Annotated in this window: 15 protein-coding genes; 13 read left to right on the top strand and 2 right to left on the bottom strand. The window is 73.4% G+C overall.

The window, feature by feature from the left end; translation table 11 throughout:
* Positions 1 to 199 precede the first annotated feature (199 nt).
* The 4 genes from ACYVO2_RS28075 (at position 200) to ACYVO2_RS28060 (ending at position 7,835) form a co-directional block, all read left to right on the top strand.
* Positions 200 to 3,169: a beta-galactosidase gene (locus tag ACYVO2_RS28075; RefSeq protein WP_461010822.1), complete on the top strand. Its 2,970-nt coding sequence runs from the start codon at positions 200 to 202 to the stop codon at positions 3,167 to 3,169.
* A gap of 11 nt (positions 3,170 to 3,180) precedes the next feature.
* Positions 3,181 to 4,704 carry an alpha-L-fucosidase gene (locus ACYVO2_RS28070; RefSeq protein WP_461010821.1) on the top strand — a complete coding sequence of 508 codons (1,524 nt, stop codon included), beginning with the start codon at positions 3,181 to 3,183 and terminating at the stop codon, positions 4,702 to 4,704.
* 189 nt (positions 4,705 to 4,893) lie between these two features.
* Positions 4,894 to 6,276: a nitrate/nitrite transporter gene (locus tag ACYVO2_RS28065; protein WP_461010820.1), complete on the top strand. Its 1,383-nt coding sequence runs from the start codon at positions 4,894 to 4,896 to the stop codon at positions 6,274 to 6,276.
* Between the two features lie 359 nt (positions 6,277 to 6,635).
* Complete coding sequence (locus ACYVO2_RS28060; RefSeq protein ID WP_461010819.1) at positions 6,636 to 7,835, top strand: uroporphyrinogen-III synthase; 1,200 nt, start codon at positions 6,636 to 6,638, stop codon at positions 7,833 to 7,835.
* A gap of 42 nt (positions 7,836 to 7,877) precedes the next feature.
* Here the strand turns inward: ACYVO2_RS28060 and ACYVO2_RS28055 are convergent, their stop codons facing one another.
* Entirely contained in the window at positions 7,878 to 8,468 is a 591-nt protein-coding gene (locus ACYVO2_RS28055; protein ID WP_461010818.1) for a CGNR zinc finger domain-containing protein, read from the bottom strand.
* Positions 8,469 to 8,764: 296 nt separating this feature from the next.
* On the opposite strand from ACYVO2_RS28055, the gene ACYVO2_RS28050 reads away from it, so the two are divergent.
* The 3 genes from ACYVO2_RS28050 (at position 8,765) to ACYVO2_RS28040 (ending at position 13,707) form a co-directional block, all read left to right on the top strand.
* On the top strand, positions 8,765 to 11,065 hold the full coding sequence (locus tag ACYVO2_RS28050) for a HelD family protein (protein ID WP_461010817.1): 2,301 nt from the start codon (positions 8,765 to 8,767) through the stop codon (positions 11,063 to 11,065).
* 622 nt (positions 11,066 to 11,687) lie between these two features.
* Positions 11,688 to 13,097: a malic enzyme-like NAD(P)-binding protein gene (locus ACYVO2_RS28045; protein WP_461010816.1), complete on the top strand. Its 1,410-nt coding sequence runs from the start codon at positions 11,688 to 11,690 to the stop codon at positions 13,095 to 13,097.
* 328 nt (positions 13,098 to 13,425) lie between these two features.
* Positions 13,426 to 13,707 carry an HU family DNA-binding protein gene (locus tag ACYVO2_RS28040; protein WP_461010815.1) on the top strand — a complete coding sequence of 94 codons (282 nt, stop codon included), beginning with the start codon at positions 13,426 to 13,428 and terminating at the stop codon, positions 13,705 to 13,707.
* Positions 13,708 to 13,787: 80 nt separating this feature from the next.
* Here ACYVO2_RS28040 and murA read toward each other — a convergent pair whose 3' ends face one another.
* Entirely contained in the window at positions 13,788 to 15,146 is a 1,359-nt protein-coding gene (gene murA / locus ACYVO2_RS28035) for a UDP-N-acetylglucosamine 1-carboxyvinyltransferase (RefSeq protein WP_461010814.1), read from the bottom strand.
* 223 nt (positions 15,147 to 15,369) lie between these two features.
* On the opposite strand from murA, the gene ACYVO2_RS28030 reads away from it, so the two are divergent.
* From ACYVO2_RS28030 to ACYVO2_RS28005, 6 genes are all read left to right on the top strand, one after another.
* Complete coding sequence (locus tag ACYVO2_RS28030; protein ID WP_461010813.1) at positions 15,370 to 15,939, top strand: YqgE/AlgH family protein; 570 nt, start codon at positions 15,370 to 15,372, stop codon at positions 15,937 to 15,939.
* A gap of 59 nt (positions 15,940 to 15,998) precedes the next feature.
* The gene (locus tag ACYVO2_RS28025; protein ID WP_461010812.1) at positions 15,999 to 16,304 is read left to right on the top strand and encodes a DUF3039 domain-containing protein; all 306 of its coding nucleotides are present in this window, start codon (positions 15,999 to 16,001) and stop codon (positions 16,302 to 16,304) included.
* A 379-nt stretch (positions 16,305 to 16,683) separates the two neighbouring features.
* Positions 16,684 to 17,988 carry an extracellular solute-binding protein gene (locus ACYVO2_RS28020; RefSeq protein WP_461010811.1) on the top strand — a complete coding sequence of 435 codons (1,305 nt, stop codon included), beginning with the start codon at positions 16,684 to 16,686 and terminating at the stop codon, positions 17,986 to 17,988.
* Positions 17,989 to 18,022: 34 nt separating this feature from the next.
* Positions 18,023 to 19,009, top strand: coding sequence for a carbohydrate ABC transporter permease (locus ACYVO2_RS28015; protein ID WP_461010810.1), 987 nt, complete (start codon positions 18,023 to 18,025; stop codon positions 19,007 to 19,009).
* A 5-nt stretch (positions 19,010 to 19,014) separates the two neighbouring features.
* Positions 19,015 to 19,860: a carbohydrate ABC transporter permease gene (locus tag ACYVO2_RS28010; protein WP_461010809.1), complete on the top strand. Its 846-nt coding sequence runs from the start codon at positions 19,015 to 19,017 to the stop codon at positions 19,858 to 19,860.
* Complete coding sequence (locus tag ACYVO2_RS28005; protein WP_461010847.1) at positions 19,861 to 21,507, top strand: beta-N-acetylhexosaminidase; 1,647 nt, start codon at positions 19,861 to 19,863, stop codon at positions 21,505 to 21,507.
* The last annotated feature ends 145 nt before the right edge of the window (positions 21,508 to 21,652 follow it).

Here is a 21,652-nt window from a genome sequence, read left to right as displayed (position 1 = left end):
CTGCCCCCGGCACCGCTCGGGGGTTCACCCCCGAGGCCCCCTCCAGCGCTCGGGGGACCGGTCCTCCGCCGGCCGGAGGGCCGGTACTCCCTCCCGGCGCTCCGCACCCCCCGGGCGGGCGGAGCCCCGGGCGCGCCTCACGGCCCCACGCACCACCGACGTCCCACCCACGCACGCCTTCGTCAAGGAGAGCCGCTCCATGAAAGGCACGAAAGGCAGAACCGCACGACCACACCGTTATCCCCTTCTCGTCCTGGCCGCCGTCGCCGCGGTGCTGGCCTCGCTGCTCGCCGTTCCGGCGAGCTCCTCGGCCCAGCCGGCGACGCGGGCCGCGGAGGTCCGGCACACGGTCACCTACGACCGCCACTCGCTGAAGATCGACAACGAGCGGGTGCTGCTGCGCGGCGCCGAGTTCCACTACTTCCGGCTGCCCAGCCCGGACCTGTGGCGCGACATCCTGGAGAAGTACCGGGCCGCGGGCTTCAACACGGTCTCGCTGTACTTCAACTGGTCGTACCACTCGCCCGCCCCGGGCACCTACGACTTCTCCGGCGTCCGCGACATCGACCGGCTGCTGCGCACGGTCCGCGAGGTCGGCCTGCACGCCGTGGTCCGCCCCGGGCCGTACATCAACGCCGAGGTCAGCGGCGGCGGCTTCCCCGGCTGGCTGAAGACCGTGGACGGCCGCGCCCGCTCCAGCGACCCCGGCTACACCGCCGCGTACCGGGAGTGGATGACCACCGTCAACAAGATCCTCGCCAGGCACCAGGCCACCCGCGGCGGCCCGATCGTGCTGTACAACGTCGAGAACGAGTACGCCGCCAACACCGACGCGCAGTACATGCAGGACCTCCAGGACCTGGCGCGCGCCGACGGCATCGACGTGCCGATCACCCACAACCAGTGCTGCGACGCCTCCTGGACGCCCACCTGGGCCGAGGGCCTGGGCGCGGTGCAAATCCCGGGCGTGGACGACTACCCGCAGTCCTTCGACTGCGCGAACGCCGAGACCACCTGGGGCCCGTGGGGCGAGGGCCGCACCGAGCGGCTGAGCGAGAACGCCCCGGTGTACGCCGCCGAGTACCAGGGCGGCGCGATCGACGTGGGCGACGCCGGGTTCGACCGGTGCCGTGAGCTGACCGGCACCGCGTTCATGAAGTACTTCTACAAGTCGAACCTGATCACCTCCGGTGCCACCATGTTCAGCTACTACATGGGCTTCGGCGGCACCTCCTGGGGCTGGCTGCCGCAGCCCAACGACGGCTACACCTCCTACGACTACGGCGCCGCCATCACCGAGGCCCGGCAGCCGACCGTCAAGTACGACGAGTTCAAGCTCCAGAACTACTTCCTGGCGGCGGCCCGCCCGCTGACCAAGACCGACCCCGCCGACGCCCCGGCCACCGGCAGCGACGCCCTGGAGGCCGTCGCCCGCGCCAACCCGGACGACGGCACCCAGTTCGTGCTGGTCCGCCACAAGGACCGGGCGGCGACCTCCGACGACTCCGGCACCTTGGACTGGACCACCCCGGACGGCCGCTACTCGCTGCCGGTGCGGGTGAACGGGCGGGACGCCAAGGTCCTCGTCGGCGGCTACGACCTCGGCGACCAGCGCCTGGCCGCCACCACCTCCGAGGTGATGACCCACCTCACCACCGGCGGCCGGGACATCGCCGTGCTGTACGGGCGCGACGGCGAGCGCGCCGCCACCGTCCTGAAGTACGACCGCAAGCCGAAGGTGCGGGTGCTCGACGGCTCGGCCACCTCCGCCTGGGACGCCGCGACCGGCGACCTGCGCCTGGACTACGCCCACAAGGGCCTCACCCGCGTGCTGGTCACCGACGGCGGGCGCCGCCCGCTGCTCCTGCTGCTCGGCACCGACGCCACCGCCGCCCGGTTCTGGCAGGCGGACACCGCCCACGGCCCCGTCCTGGTGCGCGGCACCGACCTGCTCCGCGAGGCGCAGGTCCGCGGCGGCACCCTGCACCTGCGCGCCGACACCGCGAAGGCGGGCCAGGTCGAGGTGTTCGGCCCGGCGCGCCGCCTGACCGTGGGCGGGCAGCCGGTGGCGGTGCGGCCCACGGCCAGCGGCTCCCTGGTGGGCACGGTGCGGGGCGCGAAGCCCGTCACCCTGCCGGAGCTCACCGGCTGGCGGGTGCGCTCCGAGGCGCCCGAGGCCGCCCCGGCCTTCGACGACTCCCGCTGGACCAAGGCGGAGAAGACCACCACGGCCAGCCCGATCAAGCCGAAGACCCTGCCCGTGCTGTACGCCGACGAGTACGGCTACCACTACGGCAACGTCTGGTACCGGGGCCACTTCACCGCGAACGGCAGCGAGACCTCCGTGGACCTCAACGCCGTCACCGGCAAGCGCGGCGTCTACCAGGTGTGGCTCAACGGCCGCCACCTCGGCTCCGCGAAGGGCGGCACGCAGTCCGACTCCGAGCCGGTCAACCCCGACCCCGGGCCCGGCCACTTCGAGATCCCGAAGGGGCTGCTGAAGAAGGGCGAGCGGGCCACCGTCGCCGTGCTGGTGCCGAACATGGGCCACAACGACAACTGGACCGCCGACGACACCCGGTTCAAGCAGCCCCGCGGCCTGGTCGGCGCCTCCGTCGCCGGGGCCGACTCGCCGATCGAGTGGCGGATCCAGGGCGCGCTCGGCGGGGGAGAGCTCACCGACCCGGTCCGCGGCCCGATGAACACCGGCGGCCTGTACGGCGAGCGCTCCGGCTGGCACCTGCCCGGCTACGCGGACCGCTCCTGGCGGCCGGGCTCGCCCGCGACCACCGAGGTCGCGCCGGGCGTGACCTGGCAGCGCACCACCTTCCGGCTGGACCTGCCCAAGGGCCAGGACACCTCGGTGGCGCTGCGCTTCGGCGGCGGGTTCGACCAGCGCGCCCGGGTAATGATCTTCGTCAACGGCTGGAACCTCGGCCAGTTCGGCGGCGACATCGGCCCGCAGCGCGACTTCGTGCTGCCCGCCGGGATCCTGCGCGGGCACGGCACCAACACCCTGGCCCTCGCGGTGGTGGCGCAGGACGAGGCCACCGTCGGCCCCGTCTCGCTGGTCACCGTGGCCGCCCAGCGCGGCGGCGTCCCCGTGCGGGACGTCCCCTCGCCCGGCTACGCCGCCCTGCGGCCCGCCATGACCGGAGCCGCGTCATGAAGGAGCCCGTCGTGAACGAGTCCGCCAGGCGCGCCTCCCTGAACCGCCGCGCCCTCCTGGCCGCGGCGACCGCCGCGGCCGGGGCCGCCGCCCTGCCCGCCGTCCCGGCCCACGCCTCGCCCGCGAACGGGGCCGAGGCCGGCGGCTGGGGCGGGGCCGGGCGCGGCAACCGCTACGCCCTCCAGCGGGCCTTCACCGACCGCCGCTTCGGGATGTTCCTGCACTTCAACATGGGGACCTTCCACGACGCGGAGTGGGTGGACCCCGACCGGGACCCGATGACGTTCGCGCCCGCGGCGCTGGACTGCGGGCAGTGGGCGGACGCCGCCAAGGCCGCGGGCATGACCTTCGGGGTGCTCACCGCCAAGCACCACGACGGCTTCTGCCTGTGGCCGTCGAAGTACACCGACTACGACGTGATGAGCAGCGCCTGCCGACGCGATGTCGTACGCGAGTACGTCACCGCCTTCCGCTCCCGGGGCCTGGCCGCCTGCCTGTACTTCTCGCTGTGGGACCGCACCCAGCGGGTGGAGGCGCCGGTCGGCCGCGACGACATGGAGTTCGTCAAGGGCCAGCTCACCGAGCTGCTCACCGGGTACGGGCCCATCCCGCTGCTGATCTTCGACGGGTGGGCGTGGCAGATGGGCCACCGGGAGGCGCCGTGGGGCGAGATCCGCGCCCATGTGGCCTCCCTCCAGCCCGACTGCCTGGTGCTCGACCTCAACGGGCTCACCGTGCCGTGGGAGTCGGACCTGCTGTTCATGGAGGAGACCAAGGGCGGGGTGTTCTGCCCGCCCGGCAACACCTACGCGGCCACGCAGGGCCAGACGATCCTGCCCACCGGCTGGTTCTGGCACCCGAACTCGCCGCAGACCCCCACGCTCACCCCCGAGGAGATCGTCGACGGGCACCTGAAGGTGCTGGAGCCCCGCTACTGCACCTTCATCCTCAACTGCCCGCCCAACGACAAGGGCCTGCTGGACCCGCACGTCGTGGACACCCTGCGCGAGGTGGGACGGCGCTGGCGCCCCGACCCCGCCCGCCCGCCGCTGCCGCCGCAGCCCGACCAGTTGCGGTACCCCCTCACCCCGGTGTCGGCCACCGCGACCAGCGGGGACGCCGCCGCGGCGGTGGACGGGATCAGCGACTTCGGCTGGAACGGCCAGGCCACCCAGACGCTGTGGCGCTCGGACGCGGCGCTGCCGCAGGCGGTGACCCTGGACCTGGGCCGGGTGCGCCGGGGCGTGGACACCTTCACCTACCTGCCCCGGCAGGACACCGCGGAGCCGTACTCGTTCGAGACCTTCGTCACCGAGGGGAACGTCACCGGCTACCGGGTCTCGGTGAGCGTGGACGGCACCCGCTTCCGCACGGTGGCCAGGGGCCGCTGGGCGGGTGACCACACGCTCAAGCAGGTCTCGTTCCGGCCTCAGGCCGCGCGCTATGTGAGGTTCGAGGCGCTGGCCACGGTGGGCTCAGGGCCCGCCGTCGCCAGCGAGATCGGCTGCGGAGGGAGGGACGTCCGGCCGAGCTGAGCAGCCGGACGGGGCGCCGCCCGCCACCCGCGCGGCGGCGCCCCCCCGGCCCGTCCACCGGGCCCGCGCGCGCTCACACGGCCGCGCGGGCCGCGGTGAGTCGAGCGTTTCCTCCGCGAGACTTCCAGCCATCCTCCAGAAACGCGCTGATCGTAAGGTCATGACGATTACCTGACCTCGGGAGGCGTCATGGCCGGCACGAAGGCAGTCCGCAGGGGACGCCGATGGATAGAGCAGTGGAATCCGGAGGACGAGCAGTTCTGGGAGAACGGCGGCAAACGCGTCGCCGGCCGCAACCTGGCCTTCTCCGTGCTCTCCGAGCACATCGGCTTCTCGGTGTGGTCGATGTGGTCGGTGATGGTGCTGTTCATGGGCCCCGAGTACGGCATCGACGCGGCGGGCAAGTTCTTCCTGGTGTGCATGCCCACCCTGGTGGGCGCGTTCGTGCGCATCCCCTACACGTTCGCGGTCGCGATCTTCGGCGGCCGCAACTGGACGATCATCTCGGCCCTCTCGCTGCTGGTGCCGGTCACCGCGCTGCTGATCGTGATGGAGCCCGGCACCTCCTACACCACCTTCATGGTCGTCGGCGCGCTCACCGGCATCGGCGGCGGCAACTTCGCCTCCTCGATGACCAACATCAACGCCTTCTACCCGCTGCGGCACAAGGGCTGGGCGCTGGGCCTGAACGCGGGCGGCGGCAACATCGGCGTGCCGGTCGTGCAGCTCATCGGCCTGGCCGTGATCGGCGCCGAGGCGGGCCCGCGCACCGTCGTGGCCATCTACCTGCCGCTGATCCTGGTGGCCGCGGTCTGCGCGGCGCTGTTCATGGACAACCTGGCCCCGATCAGCAACGACACCGGGGCGGCCAAGGAGGCGGTGCGCGATCCGCAGACCTGGCTGATGTCCGTGCTGTACATCGGCACCTTCGGCTCCTACATCGGCTTCAGCTTCGCCTTCGGCCTGGTGCTCCAGAACCAGTTCGGCCGCACCCCGCTGGAGGCCGCGCAGGTCACCTTCATCGGCCCGCTGCTGGGGTCGCTGATCCGGCCGCTCGGCGGACGCCTGGCCGACCGGATCGGTGGGGCGAAGGTCACCTTCTGGAACTTCGTGGCCATGGCCACCGCGGCCACGGTGGTGCTGTACGCCTCCCACGAGAAGTCCCTCGGGATCTTCCTCGTCGGCTTCATCAGCCTGTTCGTCTTCGCCGGCATCGGCAACGGCTCGACGTTCAAGATGATCCCCGCCATCTTCAAGGCCAAGGCCGCCGCCCAGGGCCTGCGCGGCGAGGAGGCCGAGGCGTGGGCGCGGCGCCTGTCCGGGGCCTCCATGGGCATCATCGGGGCGGTCGGCGCGGTGGGCGGCCTGCTGATCAACCTGGCCTTCCGGCAGTCCTTCCTCACCCAGCACACCGGCACCCCGGCGTTCGCCTCCTTCCTGGCCGCCTACGCGGTGTGCTTCGCCCTGACCTGGGCGGTGTACCTGCGCCGCTCCTCGGCCACCGCGGCCGGGATCAGGGGCGACGGGGCCGCGCCCCGCGCGGAGCGCGCGCTCGGCTACGCGGAGGTCTGAGCCCCCGGGGCGCCGCGGGCCGGGCACACACCGCCGGCGGCGCCCGGACCGGGGCCGGGCGCCGCCGGCGGGGAGCACCCGGGAATCACGGGGGCGCCCCGGGCATCGCACCCCAGGATCCACCATGACCCACCATGACTCACCACGACAAACCCGTATGAACACCTCCGTGTGCTCCGTTCGGATGTGCTCTCGGTTACGGTCGGACGCGCCGCAGCGCTCGGTAACACAGGCGAAATGCCGTCGAACCGAGATCGTCACCCGGCGTTGCGAACATGCGGGAAAACCACGCCGCCGGTCCGGGACGTCCGGCTCCGCGCGGTATGCAATGCAGGGTCAGCGAAGCGGGGCCGTGAAACATGCGCCACCTAACCGGAACCGATGACAACGAGACGGCGAAGGTGCCGCCCCTCGCCGGGTTCACCGTCGGGGTCACGGCGGCCAGGCGGGCCGACGAGCTCGCGGCGCTGCTGACCCGCCGGGGCGCCACCGTGATGATGTCGCCCGCCCTGCGGCTCGTCCCGCTCTCCGACGACACCGAGCTGCTGGCCGCCACCCGCCAACTGCTGGCCGACCCGCCGGACAAGGTCGTCGCCACCACCGCCATCGGCTTCCGCGGCTGGATGGAGGCCGCCGACGGCTGGGGCCTCGGCGACGCCCTGCGCGCCCTGCTCGGCGAGGTGGAGCTGCTCGCCCGCGGCCCCAAGGTGCGCGGCGCCATCCGCGCGGCCGGGCTAACCGACGCCTGGTCGCCCGCCTCCGAGTCCCTGGCCGAGGTGCTGGAGCGGCTGCTGGAGGAGGGCATCAAGGGCTCCCGCGTCGCCGTCCAGTTGCACGGCGAGCCGCTGCCCGGCTTCGTGGACGCGCTGCGCTGCGCCGGCGGCGAGCCCGTGCCCGTGCCCGTCTACCGGTGGCTGCCGCCCACCGACATCGCGCCCGTGGACCGGCTGCTCGACGCGGTGGTGGCGCGCACCGTGGACGCGGTGACGTTCACCAGCGCACCCGCGGCCATCAGCCTGCTCGACCGGGCCGCCGAGCGCGGCATGCGCGAGGAGGTGCTGGACGCGCTGCGGCACGACGTCCTGCCCGCCTGCGTCGGCCCGGTCACCGCCAGCGCCCTGGAGGCGCACGACGTGCCCACCGCCCAGCCGGAGCGGTTCCGGCTCGGCCCGCTGGTGCAGGTGGTGGTGCGCGAGCTGCCCGGGCGGGTGCGCCCGCTGCCGCTGGCCGGGCACCGGGTGGAGATCCGCGGGCAGGCCGTGCTCGTGGACGGCGAGCTGCGGGCGGTGCCGCCCGCCGGGATGACGCTGCTGCGGGTCCTGGCCCGCCGCCCCGGCTGGGTCGTCTCCCGCGCCGACCTGCTGCGGGCGCTGCCCGGCGCGGGCCGCGACGAGCACGCCGTGGAGACGGCCATGGCCAGGCTGCGGGGCGCGCTGGGCACGCCCCGGCTCATCCAGACCGTCGTCAAGCGCGGCTACCGGCTGGCGCTGGACACCCCCGACCACGCCTCCGGCGACGACAACGGGGACGGGGACGGCGACGACGCGTTCGTCTTCTGACCCGGGACGGCCACCGCCCCGCCCCGCACCGCCGCCGCGCCCTCACCCCGCCGACGTCACGGTGCGGCGGCGGTGCCTGGCCACCCGCTCCCGGTTGCCGCACAGCTCCGAGGAGCACCAGCGGCGGCGGTGCCCGCGCGAGGTGTCCAGGTAGATCACGTCGCAGGACTCGCCCGCGCACTCGCGCAGGCACCCGCGGGCCCGCGGGTCGGTGAGCAGCGCCACGGCGTCCCTGGCCACCAGCGAAAGCAGCCCCGCGCAGTCCGGCTCGGCGGCGAACGCGCAGCGCAACTGCCCGTCCCTGCCGCGCCGCACCCGCGGGGCCGGGGGCGGCGGCAGGCACAGCCGCGCCAGCAGCTCCAGGTCCCGGGCGTCCGCGGCGCCGCGCATCTCGGCCCGCACGATCCTGCGGAGCAGCTCGCGCGCGCCGCGGAACCGGCGCAGCCACCGCTCGTCCACGGGCACGGGCGCGCCCGCGGGCACCAGGCCCGCCAGCACCAGCCACTCGCGCAGCCGCTGCGGGTCGCGCAGCCGGTCCACGGGGTCCCTGCCCAGGCTCCGGCCGGCCGTGGCCAGCAGGTCCAGGCAGGTACGGCCCGTGTCGAAACGCAGCTCCTGGGAGGTCCCCGGCATCTGCCCTCCTGGCTCGGGGTCGCTTCGCCGCTCAGGTGTCCCGCTACCGCCGCTGTGCTCTGGCTCCAGGGTGCCCGGCCGCAGGCGGCACCGCGAGAGGGCGGAAGGCCCCGGTCCCGCCCGGCCGCCGCCGAGCGCGCCCGGGGTGCGGCCCCGGCCGCGGATCGGTTACGGTGCCAGGTCGCCCCCGTGGCGGGAATCCGCCGGGTGCCGCGTTCGTTGCCATGCGAGCGCAACCCCATCGCATCGGAGGGCGGACGCGGGGTGGGGACGAGCAATGCGGAAGGGGGCCCGTGGTGGCCTTGTCGGACACGGCGCGGGACAGAGAGATCGCGCAGGAGCAGCGGCACCTGGACCGGGTGTACCGGCGCCTGGAGGAGAAGCTCCACGAGGCCGAGTTCATCCTGGACGACGCGGCCAGGCGGGTGCAGGTCGGCACGCCCGGCGCGCTCGCCGAGCGGGACGCCCAGGTCTTCCGCGCGGGCGTGCACCTGAACCGGCTCAACTCCGAGTTCGAGGACTTCCTCTTCGGCCGGGTCGACCTGCTGCGCGGCAAGGACGGCCGCCGCGGCCCGGACGGCGCGTTCACCTCCGTGGAGCCCGCCGACGACGCGGTCGGCGAGGACGGCGAGGCCGTGATCGCCGAGACCCTGCACATCGGGCGGCTCGGCGTGCTCGACGCCGACTACGCGCCGCTGGTCATCGACTGGCGGGCGCCCGCCGCCGCCCCGTTCTACCGGGCCACCCCCAAGGACCCGGGCCGCGTGGTGCGCCGCCGTGTCATCCGCTCCCGGGGCCGGAAGGTGCTGGGCGTCGAGGACGACCTGCTGCGCCCCGAGCTGAACCCCGTCCTGGACGGCACGGGGCTGCCCGTCGTCGGCGACGGCGCCCTGATGGCCGCGCTCGGCCGGGCCCGCGGCCACGCCATGCGGGACATCGTCGCCAGCATCCAGGCCGAGCAGGACCTGGTGATCCGCGCCCCCGCGGGCGGCGTCACCGAGGTCACCGGCGGCCCCGGCACCGGCAAGACCGCGGTCGCCCTGCACCGCGCCGCGTACCTGCTCTACCAGGACCGCCGCAGGTACGCGGGCGGCATCCTGGTGGTCAGCCCCACTCCGCTGCTGGTCGCCTACACCGAGGGCGTCCTGCCCTCGCTCGGCGAGGAGGGGCAGGTGGCGATCAGGGCCGTCGGCTCCCTGGTGGACGGCGCCGAGGCGGACACCTACGACGACCCCGCGGTGGCCCGGGTCAAGGGCTCGCTGCGGATGGTGAAGGTGCTGCGCAACGCGGCCAGGGGCGCGCTGGAGGGCGGGCGAGGGCAGGCGCAGCCCCGTGAGCTGCGGGTGGTCGCGTTCGGCCGCACCCTGCGGCTGGACGCCGAGCAACTGGCCGGGATCCGCCGCACCGCGCTGGGCGGCACCGCCCCGGTGAACCTGCTGCGCCCCCGGGCCCGCAGGCTGCTGCTGGACGCGCTGTGGGCGAAGGCGGACCGGGCCAGGTCGCTGCTCGACCCGGAGCTGGCCCGGGAGGAGCGGGAGGCGTTCGACGAGGACGTCTCCGGGGAGAGCGCCTTCACCGCGTTCCTGGCCGCGTGGTGGCCCGCGCTGACCCCGCGCGGGGTGCTGGCCGCGATGGCGGACGAGCGGCGGATGTCCCGCTGGTCGCGGCGGGTGCTCTCCGGCGAGGAGGCGCGCCTGGTGGCCCGCTCCCTGCGCCGCGTCGCCGCCGGGCGCCCCGGCGGCCTGTCCGTCCACGACGTGGCCCTGCTGGACGAGCTGCGGGTGCTGCTGGGCCCGCCGCCGCGCGAGCGCGTCCGCGAGGTGGACCCGCTGGAGCAGCTCACCGGCCTGGACGAGGTCACCACCTTCGCCGACCGGCACGCCGGGCGGGTGCGCCGCGACTACCGGGACGCCGAGCCGGAGCGCACCGAGTACGCGCACGTCATCGTGGACGAGGCGCAGGACCTCACGCCCATGCAGTGGCGCATGGTGGGCCGCCGCGGCAGCCACGCCACCTGGACGATCGTCGGCGACCCGGCGCAGAGCTCCTGGACCGACCCGCAGGAGGCGGCCCGGGCCAGGGACGAGGCGCTCGGCTCCCGCCCGCGGCGCCGGTTCGCCCTGACCACGAACTACCGCAACCCCGCCGAGATCGCCGACCTGGCCGGCAAGGTGCTGGCGCTCGCCGCCCCCGGCACGCCGTTCCCGGCGGCCGTCCGCTCCACCGGGGTGCGGCCCCGCTTCGCCGCCGCGGCCCAGGAGGCCGAGCTCGGCTCGGCGGTGCGCGCCGAGGCCGCGCGCCTGCTGGCCGAGGTGGACGGCACGGTGGGCGTGGTGGTGCCGATGGACCGCAGGGAGCGGGCCCGGCGCTGGCTGGACGGGCTCGGCGGCCGCGCGGTGGCGCTGGGCAGCCTGGAGGCCAAGGGCCTGGAGTACGACGCCACGGTGGTCGTCGCCCCGGCGGAGATCGCCGGGGAGTCCCCGGCCGGGCTGCGGGTGCTGTACGTGGCCCTGACGCGGGCGACGCAGCGCCTGACGGTCCTGTCCGGCCCCGCCGACGCCCCGGACCCGGACGGCGTCCCGGCGCTGCTGCGCTGACGGCCCGCCCCGGCGGCGCCCGCGCCGGAACCGCGCCGCCGGACCCGCTCGCCGGAAACGCTCGCCGGAAACGCAGAGGGCGCCCTCCCGGAGGAGGGCGCCCTCTGCGACGCTTGTGACACCGACCCGCCAATGCTCGCCTCTCGGCAAGTGGTCCCTCGAAGGGACTAATGGTTGGGCCCGGGGGCTTGGATCGGGCCGGTGCCACATCCAGCATAACCAATCCCTCGGGAAAGGCATTCCCGCGTGCCTCCGGGGACCCTGACGTGTCCTGTCTCACATGGGTGAACGTGCCGAATGTGGCGTCCGTCACATCTCTGGCCGCCCGGGAGGCCGGGGCGGGCCGACGGCCGTTGGGGCTGACGGGACGGGCGGTGTCCGCCGGCAGTCGCCGCGCGGAGCGCGCCCGGCGCCCGGGGCCCGGCCGGGGCGCGCCCGCGCGGAACACCCCGTTCCGCGTTTCGGGCCCCGGTTCGGCGTACTCGGCGGTAAGTGGGACCATCGGGTGGCATCACCGGTGCATAGTGAACACTTGTCTGAAACCCGGCAAGGTCACGACGTGCCGGAGCAGGACACACACGCCGATACCACCCTCAACCGGCAGCACGGAGGAAGTCGAACCATGGCAACGGCCCCAAGCGTCTCGTATTCGATCACGGTGCGCCTGGAGGTGCCGGCCAGCGGCACCGCCGTGAGCCAACTGACCACGGCGGTGGAGTCCTCCGGCGGCTCCGTCACCGGCCTCGACGTCACCGCGTCCGGCCACGAGCGGCTGCGCATAGACGTCACCGTCGCCGCCTCCTCCACGGCGCACGCCAACGAGATCGTCGAGAAGCTGCGCGGCATCGAGGGCGTCACCCTCGGCAAGGTCTCCGACCGCACCTTCCTGATGCACCTCGGCGGCAAGATCGAGATGGCGTCCAAGCATCCCATCCGCAACCGCGACGACCTGTCCATGGTCTACACGCCCGGCGTGGCGCGGGTGTGCATGGCGATCGCCGAGAACCCCGAGGACGCCCGCCGCCTGACCATCAAGCGCAACTCCGTCGCCGTGGTCACCGACGGCTCCGCCGTGCTGGGCCTGGGCAACATCGGCCCCAAGGCCGCGCTGCCGGTCATGGAGGGCAAGGCCGCCCTGTTCAAGACGTTCGCCGGGATCGACGCCTGGCCGATCTGCCTGGACACCCAGGACACCGACGCCATCGTGGAGATCGTCAAGGCGATCGCCCCCGGCTTCGCGGGCATCAACCTCGAGGACATCGCCGCGCCCCGCTGCTTCGAGATCGAGGCCCGGCTGCGCGAGGCCCTGGACATCCCGGTCTTCCACGACGACCAGCACGGTACCGCGATCGTGGTGCTGGCCGCCCTGACCAACGCGCTGCGCGTGGTCGGCAAGAAGATCGAGGACGTGCGGGTCGTGATGTCCGGCGCCGGAGCCGCCGGCACCGCGATCCTGAAGCTGCTGATGGCGGCGGGCGTGGACCACGTCGTCGTCACCGACATCAACGGCGTGGTGCACCGCGACCGCCCCGACCTGGTGGACGCCGACCCCGGCAGCGCGCTGTGCTGGATCGCGGACCACACCAACCCCGAGCGCCTCACCGGGACCCTCAAGGAGGCCGTGCGCGGCGCCGACGTGTTCATCGGCGTCTCCGCCCCCAACCTGCTGGACGGGGACGACGTGTCGGGCATGGCCGACGACGCCATCGTCTTCGCGCTGGCCAACCCCGACCCCGAGGTGGACCCGGCGGTCGCCCGCCGCACCGCCGCCGTGGTCGCCACGGGCCGCAGCGACTTCCCGAACCAGATCAACAACGTGCTGGTCTTCCCCGGCGTCTTCCGCGGCCTGCTCGACGCGCAGAGCCGCACCGTCAACACGCCGATGATGCTGGCGGCCGCGCGTGCCCTCGCAGGGGTGGTCAGCGACGACGAGCTGAACGCCAACTACATCGTCCCCAGCGTGTTCAACCCCGATGTGGCCAAGGCCGTCGCCGCGGCGGTCCGCGAGGCCGCCAAGGCAGCGATGGGGTGAACATCACGCGACTCGTGGGGGCCGGGAACACCACACGAGCCGTGACGGTGCATTACCGTAAAGCCGCTCCAGGAAGCCCGCGATGAAAAAGTCCGGCGGGCGTGCGCGCTGTAGCCCATGGCGGACACAGCGTTGCTTCGCCCGCCCGTTGGCGCTGTCCGTGTGACTTACGCGGGCGCCGGATTGGCTTTCCCGCCGTGGGTGAGGGCAGGATTCGTAGTCGGGTGAGAGTCCGTTGCGGCCGACCCGGGCCGGGAAGTTGTCCGGGGGGCCTGGCAGCATCAGCTTCAATCTCACGCCAATTGGCAAGAAGAACACGGGAGTACACATGAACCGCAGTGAGCTGGTGGCCGCTCTTTCCGAGCGCGCCTCGGTGACCCGCAAGGACGCCGACGCTGTCCTGGCCGCCTTCGCCGAGGTCGTCGGCGATGTCGTCGCCAAGGGCGACGAGAAGGTCACCATCCCCGGCTTCCTGACCTTCGAGCGGACCGAGCGTGCCGCCCGTAAGGCGCGCAACCCGCAGACCGGCGAGGAGATCCAGATCCCGGCCGGTTTCAGCGTGAAGGTCTCCGCGGGTTCGAAGCTGAAGGAAGCGGCCAAGGGCAAGTGACCCGGCCCGGGGCGTAAACGAATTACCGCGGCCACCCTCCGGGGTGGCCGCGGTAATTTTTCCGGGTCCGGCTCGGCGTTCTAGCCCGGCGAGCCCGCCTTCGCCTTGGCGGCCGCCTTGTTCGGCAGCTCCACCTGGGCGCCGAGCGCGGTGAGCTTGTCCGAGAAGTTCTCGTAGCCGCGGTTGATCAGGTCGATGCCGTGCACCCGCGAGGTGCCCTGCGCGGCGAGGGCCGCGATCAGGTACGAGAACCCGCCGCGCAGGTCGGGGATGACCAGGTCGGCGCCCTGGAGCTTGGTCGGCCCCGAGATGACCGCGGAGTGCAGGAAGTTGCGCTGCCCGAAGCGGCAGGGGGTGCCGCCCAGGCACTCCCGGTACAACTGGATGTGCGCGCCCATCTGGTTCAGCGCGCTGGTGAAGCCGAGCCGCGACTCGTACACCGTCTCGTGCACGATCGACAGGCCGCTGGCCTGGGTCAGCGCCACCACCAGCGGCTGCTGCCAGTCCGTCTGGAAGCCGGGGTGCACGTCCGTCTCCAGCGCGATGGCGTTCAGCGGGCCGCCCGGGTGCCAGAACCTGATGCCGTGGTCGTCCACCTCGAAGGCGCCGCCGACCTTGCGGAAGACGTTCAGGAACGTCATCATCTCGAGCTGCCTGGCACCGCGCACGTACACGTTGCCGTCCGTGGCCAGCGCCGCGCACGCCCAGGACGCGGTCTCCAGGCGGTCCGGCAGGGCGCGGTGGGTGTAGCCGCCCAGCTTGTCCACGCCCGTGATGCGGATCACCCGGTCGGTGTCCATGGCGATCATCGCGCCCATCTTCTGGAGCACGCAGATCAGGTCCACGATCTCCGGCTCCACCGCCGCGTTGCGCAGCTCGGTGACGCCTTCGGCGAGCACCGCCGTCAGCAGCACCTGCTCGGTGGCGCCCACCGACGGGTAGGGGAGCTGGATCTTGGTGCCGCGCAGCCGCTGCGGCGCCTCCAGGTACTGGCCCTCGGGGCGTTTCTCGATGACCGCGCCGAACTTGCGCAGCACGTCGAAGTGGAAGTCGATGGGCCGGCCGCCGATGTCGCAGCCGCCCAGGCCCGGGATGAACGCGTGCCCGAGGCGGTGCAGCAGCGGGCCGCAGAACAGGATCGGGATCCGCGAGGACCCGGCGTGCGCGTCGATGTCGGCGACGTTCGCGCTCTCCACCTTGGACGGGTCGAGCACCAGCTCACCGGGCTCCTCGCCGGCGCGCACCGTGACGCCGTGCAACTGGAGCAGGCCGCGCACCACACGGACGTCCCGGATGTCAGGCACTTTGCGGAGCCGGCTCGGCTCGCTGCCGAGCAGAGCGGCCACCATGGCCTTCGGCACGAGGTTCTTCGCGCCGCGGACACGGATCTCGCCCTCGAGCGGGGTACCGCCATGGACAATCAGGACGTCGTCGATCATGGGTCTCGCGTTCCTGGAGAAGGGCAGGGGACGGGCGTTGCTTCCACCGCCCGGGGCGGCGGAGCGCCCCGGCGGGTGCGTCGGTCCGCACCGGACGGCACCGGAGAAATGGTAATGGCCTTCTCGCCCCGGGCCCGGAGGGAGCCGGGCGTACCCCGAGACGGCCGAACAACACCCCCTGTTCGCGCCCCCACCACACCGCCGGATGCGGGATCATGTGGGTATGACGGAGGTGTCCTCGCTCACCGGTCGGCTGCTCGTGGCGACACCGGCCCTCGCGGACCCGAACTTCGACCGGACCGTAGTGCTGCTGCTCGACCACGACGACGAGGGGTCCCTCGGCGTGGTCCTGAACCGGCCCACGCCCGTGGACGTCGAGGACGTGCTCCAGCCGTGGGCCGAGCTCGCGGGCCGTCCGCAGGTCGTCTTCCAGGGCGGACCCGTCTCGCTGGACTCGGCGCTCGCGCTCGGCGTGGTGCCGGGGGAGGGCCGCCAGTCCGACCCCCTGGGGTGGCGCCGGGTGCACGGCGCGATCGGCCTGGTGGACCTGGAGGCGCCGCCGGAGCTGCTCGCCGCCGAGCTGGGAGCCCTGCGCATCTTCGCCGGCTACGCGGGCTGGGCGCCCGGGCAACTGGAGGAGGAGCTGGTGGACGGCGCCTGGTACGTGGTCGAGTCCGAGCCGGGGGACGTGTTCTCGCCGGATCCCGAGCGGCTGTGGCGGTCGGTGCTGCGGCGGCAGCGCAGCGAGCTCGCGATGGTCGCGACGTACCCGGACGACCCTTCGCTGAACTGAGGACCGGGGCGGACCGGGGCTGTTTTACGCTGTCGCGGCTGGGCTTTACCCTGTGTCGCATGAGCACTCTTGAACCCGAGCACGAGCGCGGGGCAGGCACCGGGACCCTCGTCGAGCCGACGCCGCAGGTGTCACGCGGTGACGGCGATCACGAGCGCTTCGCCCACTATGTCCAGAAGGACAAGATCATGGAGAGCGCGCTCTCGGGTTCGCCTGTGGTCGCGCTCTGCGGCAAGGTCTGGGTGCCGGGCAGGGACCCGAAGAAGTACCCGGTCTGCCCGATGTGCAAGGAGATCTACGAGTCGATGCCCGCGGGCGGCGGCGACAAGAGCGGCAAGGGCGGCAAGGGCGACAAGAAGAGCTGACGCCCCGAGCCGGTCCTGAACCGGCCCTGAACCTCCGACGCGCCCGGCGGCGGCCCCTCCACGGGGGCCGCGGCCGGGCGCGTCCGCCTTTCCGGGGGCGGACCACCGCCCCCGCGCCCCCGGCCGCCGCCGGCCCTCTCCGTTCCGGCCACGCACCCCGCCCCGGGCCAGGCGCCCCGGCCGCGCCCCCTCCCCGGCTCCCGCGCCGCCCCCTCCCCGCCCGGCGCGGCCCCGCGGGCGAACCCACCCCTCCCCCGTGCTCCGCCGCAATTGGTCGAGACCTCTTGTGGCGGCTCTCCCGGAGCCCTACGCTCCACCGGTTGTAAGGAATGAAACGCACGTTGCAAGCCGTGCAACGCGCATCCTCCTGGGGGAGCCCGTGAATCCTCGTCCGAAGATCTCCGCCCTTCTCGCCGCCGCCCTCGCCCTGGCCCTCGCCGCCTGCGCCCCCTCCTCGTCCGGCACCGAGCCCGACGAGGACCGCACCTCCGGCACGGTCAGGGTCTGGCTGTTCCAGGAGGTCAACAACGGCCCCAAGGAGCAGGTCGTCAAGGAGGCCGTCGACGCGTTCGCCGAGCGGCACGGCGACGCCGAGGTCGAGGTCACCTACATCCCCATCGAGACCCGCGCCGAGCGCATCAAGGCGGCCTTCAACGACCCGGGGAGCGCCCCGGACGTCGTCGAGTACGGCAACACCGACACCGCCGGCTACGTCGCCGACGGCGGGCTCGCCGACATCACCGAGGAGTTCCGGGCCTGGAAGGGGTCCGCGGGCATCGCCGACGGCGCCAAGGAGTCGGTGACGGTGGACGGGAAGGTCTACGGCGTGCCGTGGTTCGTCGGCGTGCGGGCCCTGTACTACCGCACGGACGTCTTCCGGGAGCTGAACCTCCGGCCCCCGGCCAGCCTGGAGGAGGTGGCGGACACCGCGCGGCGGATCCGCGCCGCGAAGCCCGACCTGTACGGCCTCGCGGTCGGCGGGGCGTACACCTACGGCGCCCTGCCGTTCCTCTGGGCGCACGGCGGCGAGCTCGCCGAACCGGAGGGCGGCAAGGGCTGGCGGTCCGCGCTCGCCGAGCCCGCAGCCCGCGAGGGCGTCGCCGCCTGGACCGGCCTGTTCGGCGACGACAACTGCCCGGCCGCCAAGTGCGCCGAGATGGGCGGCAACGACACCGTGCAGGCGTTCGCCTCGGGCAAGGCGGGCATGGCGATCGGCGGCGACTTCAGCCGCCGGGCCATGGAGGACGGCGCGGTGAAGGGCAAGTACGCGGTGGTGCCGCTGCCGGGCGTGGAGAAGGGCTCGATCGCCCCGGCGTTCGCGGGCGGCAACAACCTGGGGGTGCTGCGGAGCAGCGACCACCGGAGCCTGGCGGTGGACTTCGTGCGACTGCTGGGCGGCGCCGCGTACCAGGAGAAGATGTTCGAGGCGATGGGCAACCTGCCGACCGATTCCGGGGTGCGGCGCCGCGTCGCGGAGAAGGACCCGTTCACCGCGCCGTTCGTGCGGACCCTGGAGTCCGGCACCAGGTTCGTGCCCGCCTCCCCGGCGTGGGGGAGCATCGACGCCTCCCTGGTGCTGCCGACGATGTTCCAGCAGGTGATCACCGGCCGGAAGTCCGTGGACGCGGCGACCGCGGACGCGGCGCGGAAGATGGACTCCGCCTTCGCCGACGCGGCGAAGTGACGCGGCCGGGCGACGCGGCGGGGGTGACGGCGCCATGACCCACCTGTCCGAGGCACCCGCGGCGGCGGCCCCGCGGCCGGGCCCGAAGCGGCCCGCGCCCCGCCCCCGCGGCGCCCGCGCGGCGGCCCGGCACGGCGGCTGGACGCCGTGGCTGTATCTGGCCCCCGCCCTGGTCGTGCTGGCCGGGCTGCTGGTGTACCCGGTCTACCAGCTCGGCCTGATCTCCTTCCTGGAGTACACCCAGGCGCAGGTCAGCGGCGGTGAGCCCGCCGTGTTCGTCGGGTTCGACAACTACTCGCGGCTGTTCGCGGACGAGCAGTTCCGCGAGGTGCTGACCGCGACCGTGCTGTTCGCCGCCGTCTGCGTGGTGTGCACCCTCGCGGTGGGCTGCGCGCTCGCGGTGCTGCTGACGAAGGTGCGCGCGGTGCCCAGGATCGCGCTGATGCTGGCCGCGCTCGGCGCCTGGGCCACCCCGGCGGTGACCGGCTCCACGGTGTGGGTGTTCCTGTTCGACCCGGACTTCGGCCCGGTGAACAAGGTCCTCGCCGGGATCGGTCTCAGCGGGTTCGAGGACCACTCCTGGACGTACGGCCGCTACAGCGCGTTCGCCCTGGTGCTGTTCGAGGTCGTCTGGTGCTCGTTCCCGTTCGTGATGGTGACCGTGTACGCGGGCATCCGGGCCATCCCCGCCGAGGTGCTGGAGGCCGCCGCGCTGGACGGGGCGTCGCCGTGGCGCGCCTGGCGCAGCGTCATGGTGCCGATGCTGCGGCCGATCCTGCTCATCGTCACGGTGCAGTCGGTGATCTGGGACTTCAAGGTGTTCACACAGATCTATGTGATGACCAACGGCGGCGGCGTGGCCGGGCAGAACCTGGTGCTCAATGTCTACGCCTACCAGAAGGCGTTCGCGTCGTCCGACTACGGCCTGGGGTCGGCGATCGGCGTCGTGATGCTGCTGATCCTGCTGGCGGTGACGCTGCTGTGGCTGCGGATCCTGCGGCGGCAGGGGGAGGAGCTGTGAGGCAGATGGTCCGCCGACCGTGGCGGCTCGCCGCGGAGGCGACGGCGCTGGCCGTGGCCCTGCTCGTGGCGTTCCCGCTGTACTGGATGGTCCTGTCGGCGGTGAAGCCGCCGGGCGAGGTGCAGTCCACCGAGCCGAGGCCGTGGACGCTGGAGCCGTCCCTGGACGCCTTCCGCCGGGTGTTCCAGCAGCAGGACTTCGGCCGGTACTTCCTCAACAGCCTGTTCGTGGCCGCGGTGGTGGTCGTCGCCTCCTCGCTGATCGCCTTCCTGGCCGCGACGGCCGTCACCAGGTTCCGGTTCCGGCTGCGCACCACGCTGCTGGTGATGTTCCTGATCGCGCAGATGGTGCCGGTGGAGGCGCTGACCATCCCGATGTTCTTCCTCATGCGGGACGTGGGCGAGACCGTGCCGGGCGTCGGCCTCAACACGCTGGGCTCGCTGATCCTGCCGCACCTGGCGTTCTCCCTGCCGTTCGCGATCTGGATGCTGCGGGGCTTCGTGCGGGCCGTGCCGGAGGCGCTGGAGGAGGCGGCGATGATCGACGGGGCGAGCCGCGCCCGCTTCCTGTGGACGATCCTGTTCCCGCTGGTGTTCCCCGGCCTGGTGGCCACCAGCGTGTTCTCGTTCATCAGCACCTGGAACGACTTCCTGTTCGCCAAGTCCTTCATCGTCAGCGCGACCGAGAACTCCACCCTGCCGATGGCGCTGCTGGTGTTCTTCAAGCCGGACGAGAACGACTGGGGCGGCATCATGGCGGCCTCCACCGTGATGACCGTTCCGGTGCTGATCTTTTTCGTATGTGTCCAGCGGCGGCTCGTTTCCGGGCTCGCCGGAGCGGTGAAGGACTGAATCGTGGACGACATCACCGGCACATACGGTCTGATACCGGCGCCGCGCACCGTGCGGCCGGGCGCGGGGCGACTGGAGCTCGGCCCCGGCGCCCGCCTGGCCGCGGAGCCGGGCGCGGAGGGCGCCGCCCGGTGGCTGCGCTCCGTGCTCGGCGCCGCCACGGGGTGGCCGCTGCCGCCCGGCGACCCCGGGGCCGCCGCCCTGGTGCTGCGCCTGGACCCCCGACTGGCCGCCGAGGCGTACCGGCTCACCGTCACCGGGGAGCGCGCCGAGATCAGCGGCGGCGACGCGGCCGGGGTGTTCCACGGCTGCGTGACGCTGCGCCAACTGCTCGGCCCTGAGGCGTTCCGCGCCGCCCCGGTGCGGCCCGGACGGCGCTGGACCGTCCCGGCGGTGCGGATCGAGGACGCGCCCCGGTTCGCCTGGCGCGGCATGTTGCTGGACGTGGCCCGGCACTTCATGCCCAAGGCGGGCGTGCTGCGGTACGTGGACCTGCTGGCCGCGCACAAGCTGAACGTGCTGCACCTGCACCTGACCGACGACCAGGGCTGGCGGGTGGAGATCCGCCGTTACCCCAGGCTCACCGAGGTCGGCGGTTGGCGTGAGCGCTCCATGGTCGGCCACCGCTCCGGCGGCCGGTACGACGACCGCCCGCACGGCGGCCACTACTCCCAGGACGACCTGCGGGAGATCGTCGCGTACGCCGCGGAGCGGCACGTCACCGTCGTCCCCGAGATCGACGTGCCCGGCCACTCCCAGGCCGCCGTCGCCGCCTACCCCGAGCTCGGCAACACCGACGTGGTGGACACCTCCGCGCTGGGGGTGTGGACCCGGTGGGGCGTCAGCGAGAACGTGCTGGCGCCCACCGACGGGGTGCTGACGTTCTACGAGAGGGTGCTGGAGGAGGTGCTGGAGATCTTCCCGTCCCGCTTCGTGCACCTCGGCGGCGACGAGTGCCCCAAGGACCAGTGGCGGCGCTCGCCGGCGGCCCGGGCGCGACTGGCCGAGCTGGGCCTGGACGGCGAGGACGCGCTCCAGCGCTGGTTCATGCGCCACTTCGACCTGTGGCTCGCGGAGCGCGGACGGCGCCTGGCCGGATGGGACGAGATCCTGGAGGGCGCGCAGGCGTACCCGCTCACCCCCGGCGCCACCGTCTTCTCCTGGCGCGGGCAGGCGGGCGGCATCGCCGCGGCCCGGGCGGGGCACGAGGTGGTGATGTGCCCCGAGCAGCACGTCTACCTCGACCACCGGCAGGCGGACGGCGAGGACGAGCCCGTGCCCATCGGCTGGCTGCGCACCCTGGCGGACGTCTACCGCTTCGAGCCGGTGCCGCCCGGGCTCACCCCCGGGGAGGCGGCCCGGGTCATCGGGACGCAGGCGAACGTGTGGACGGAGATGATGGACTCCGCCCGCCACGTGGACTACATGGCGTTCCCCCGTCTGTGCGCCTTCAGCGAGGTCGCGTGGTCGCCGCTGCCCGCGCCGCCGGAGCGCGACGTCGCCTCCTTCGAGCGGCGCATGGCGGCCCACTACGCCCGCCTCGACGCCCTCGGCGTGGAGTACCGGCCGCCCACCGGCCCCCGCCCGTGGCAGCGCAGGCCGGGCGTCGCGGGGCATCCGCGGCCCGGCCCGCCCCCGATCGTGTGAGCCCCGCCGCACGCCCGGCGCGCGGCGGGGCGCCCCGGCCGCGCCGCGGCGAGCGCGGGAGCGAACCCGGCAAAGCGCCCCGGACCGGGTGTTCGGCACCAACCGGGCGGATCATCCCTTCGCGGGCCCCCGTGATGATCAACCC

The organism is Streptomyces capparidis, from assembly GCF_054782095.1.
This window is presented reverse-complemented; position numbering and strand designations above follow the sequence as displayed.